Annotated in this window: 3 protein-coding genes; 1 reads left to right on the plus strand and 2 read right to left on the minus strand. The window is 48.3% G+C overall.

The genetic code is table 11. The features are described 5' to 3' along the window. Positions 1-159: 159 nt before the first annotated feature. Positions 160-999 (minus strand): formylglycine-generating enzyme family protein, encoded by an 840-nt coding sequence (locus J4G07_22470; GenBank protein MCE2416749.1) that lies wholly within the window; start codon positions 997-999, stop codon positions 160-162. Further along, positions 969-2,351, minus strand: coding sequence for an L-seryl-tRNA(Sec) selenium transferase (gene selA / locus J4G07_22475; GenBank protein MCE2416750.1), 1,383 nt, complete (start codon positions 2,349-2,351; stop codon positions 969-971). The genes J4G07_22470 and selA overlap by 31 nt, the downstream gene beginning before the upstream one ends. A 146-nt stretch (positions 2,352-2,497) precedes the next feature. On the opposite strand from selA, the gene J4G07_22480 reads away from it, so the two are divergent. Then, the coding region (locus J4G07_22480) for a hypothetical protein (protein MCE2416751.1) at positions 2,498-2,829 on the plus strand (332 nt) is incomplete at its 3' end.

Genomic DNA, 2,829 nt, shown 5'->3' on the forward strand with positions numbered 1-2,829 from the left:
AAATCCGATAACGGTCCGGATCCAAGAAAATCCTATAAGTCTACTGAGTAATCCACAAAACATAGCCATTGCCAAAAAAAATAACGAGAGAATAACAAAATCTTTACGCAAAAGCCGTTGCATAGTTAACTATTGTTTTTTACGGCAAGCGCAATTTTCCTACGGTGCGACATCCCTCACGCATCGAAATCCAATCGTGCTTCCAGATGAGAGGTGATACCATCGATCTGCGACGCGAAGATCTTCAGGACTCCCACCCCAACCACCGCCGCGTAGGATACGAAAATTCTCGGTATCTGGGGCAACTTCTCTGCCGAAGCGAGGGTTATTTTGCGGAGTGATGCTATAGAATTCGCTGTTGTATTCGTCAAAGCACCACTCCCATGCATTGCCCGCCATATCGTAGAGATTATAGCCGTTGGATGGGAAGCTGCCGACGGGTGCTGTCCACTTCCATCTATCCGCTCCGCCGATATTGCCGAAATTGGCATCTGCATAAGTTATTATATCACCATTCGGGTATCGTTTACCAATCAGACCACCGCGTGCGGCGTATTCCCACTCTGCTTCGGTAGGCAGTCGTTTATTTGCCCATGCGGCGTACGCAACCGCATCGTGCCAGTTCACCCGGACGACAGGAGCATCAGGGGCATTAAACCTTGGGTTATGCGACAGCGGCGGCTGCGGATAGCCTGTGCTCTGGACGAATTTCTGATAACGAGCATTCGTTACCTCGTGTATGTCCATATAGAATGCATCGAGGGTGACGGTATGCACGGGTTGTTCGTCGCTATCCCCGGTAGTGGACCCCATCTGAAACGTGCCTGCTGGGATCAGCACCATTGTGGCACCATCGACTTCAGAGACAATTTCTATAGTTGGTTCAGAAGTAGACCGAGAGTCCTGCATGCACGCACAGATGCCCATGCTGAGGAGACTCATCAGAAAACCCGCCGCTCGTATCCGTGTCAGCCGCCTGTCATTTCTTCTTCTTCCCATCTTCCGGTTTCCTTCCACCTTCGAGCGACTTGTGTGGCGGTTTCGACGATCCACGCTTGTTCTCTTTCATAAACTGTCCGAAGGTCCAACCAGAAAAGACCGTCCTTGATTCTACCGATGACGGGAATTGTAGCTTTTCGGAAGTGAGCCGCGAGCATTTCAGCAGAAATCTCCAACGGTTCAAGGACGAGTGCGATGCTCGGCAACGTCTCAACAGGGAGAGCGCCACTCCCGATTTGTCCATAGGTTTCCGAGACCTGAATGCCAATCTTTTCCTCGAAGAGAGGTTCTAACTGTCCTTTGAGCTCTGTTGCAAGGGTGTGGAGTGACTCTATTGATCGGGTATAGCGGTTGAGCATCGGAAACCGTTCCGTTAAGGTCGTATCCGCTGTGAGATAGAGTTGCAATGTTGCTGACAGACCGGCGATGATGAGTTTATCGACTCGGAGTGCCCGCATCATCGGATTTTTACGCATCTTTTCGATCCATTCCGCTTTACCGACGATAATTCCGGCTTGGGGTCCACCGAGCAATTTATCACCGCTAAAGGTAACAATGTCAACACCGCTGGCGATTCGTTCTCCGACGAGTGGTTCATGCGGGAGTCCATAAGTTGTCATATCAATAAGCGCACCGCTCCCAAGATCTTCCATCGTTGGGATGCCGTGCTGTGCACCGAGTTCTGTCAATTCTTCCATCGAAGGCGTTGAAGTGAAACCGAGAATTTTGTAATTGCTCGGATGCACCTTGAGCAATAACCCTGTGTTTTCATTGATAGCCTCGGCGTAATCTCGGAGATGGGTTCGGTTGGTAGTGCCGACTTCGCGGAGGATTGCGCCGCTCGCCGCCATTACATCAGGAACTCGAAATGCACCACCGATTTCGATGAGTTCCCCGCGTGAGACGATAACTTCTTTACCATGTGCCATTGTCTGAAGTGCGAGTAGAACCGCCGCGGCGTTGTTATTGACGATTGTAGATGCCTCGCAACCAGTCAATTGCTGTAAAAGCGGTTCGGTGATCCTATCTCGATGTCCTCGACTGCCTGTTGCGATGTCGTATTCGAGGTTGACGTAGTTTTGTGCGGCTTGCTGGATCGCTTCACAGGTAGAATTACTTAATAGCGATCTGCCTAAGTTGGTATGTGTGACCGTGCCTGTTGCATTGACGACGGGACGCATGCGTGCCCCAATCTTTGTCTCGATTTTCTGGCGCGTTTGTTCAGCGTATTCCGTGTGTTCTGGTAGTTGCGTATGATTTCCGCTCAGGATGTCGTTTCGTATATCAGCGACGACGGCGCGCAGTGCCTCTGTCACAAGGGAACGCGCGTAAGTGGCTTGCAAATCGAGCATTTCCTGTGTGTTCAGGAGTTTTTCAATGGAAGGCAGGTGCCGTAGGAGATTTTTTGTATCGACGGTTGTCAAGGTAGTTTCCAAAGAGTAGTGCTATGTCTTGATTACTTGTAGATTTCTTATAAGATAGCATATTATATGAGGTATTGTCAAATTCTACACCAGCATCGGAGCGTACTCGTCCAGTAGACTTTTTAAAGTATTTGCTTTGTCTAAAATCTCATGACTTTCAAAGTTGTGTATCTCAAACAAACGTGGTAGCTGTTCATAGAGTTTCGGTAATCCCAAAATATCTACAATCTGTTCTTGATTTTGTGCAGAAAATGGTATATACTGTATTTCTCGTGTATATTCGTTCATGTTTTAACCAATCCAAACGCTGTAAATATGGTGCCTACATGAAAAATTTAGTGGTAACAGAAGAAATTTGGAAAGAGGGCAATATGTATACCGCTTATTGTCCAGAGTTAGATGTTGT

The sequence above is a fragment of the Candidatus Poribacteria bacterium genome (assembly GCA_021295715.1).
GTDB lineage: Bacteria > Poribacteria > WGA-4E > WGA-4E > WGA-3G > WGA-3G.

Bases quoted from the DNA above. Each gene is read 5' to 3' on its own strand.
- J4G07_22470 (MCE2416749.1), bottom strand. From the start codon at position 999: ATGGGAAGAAGAAGAAATGACAGGCGGCTGACACGGATACGAGCGGCG.
- selA (MCE2416750.1), bottom strand. From the start codon at position 2,351: ATGCTCGATTTGCAAGCCACTTACGCGCGTTCCCTTGTGACAGAGGCA.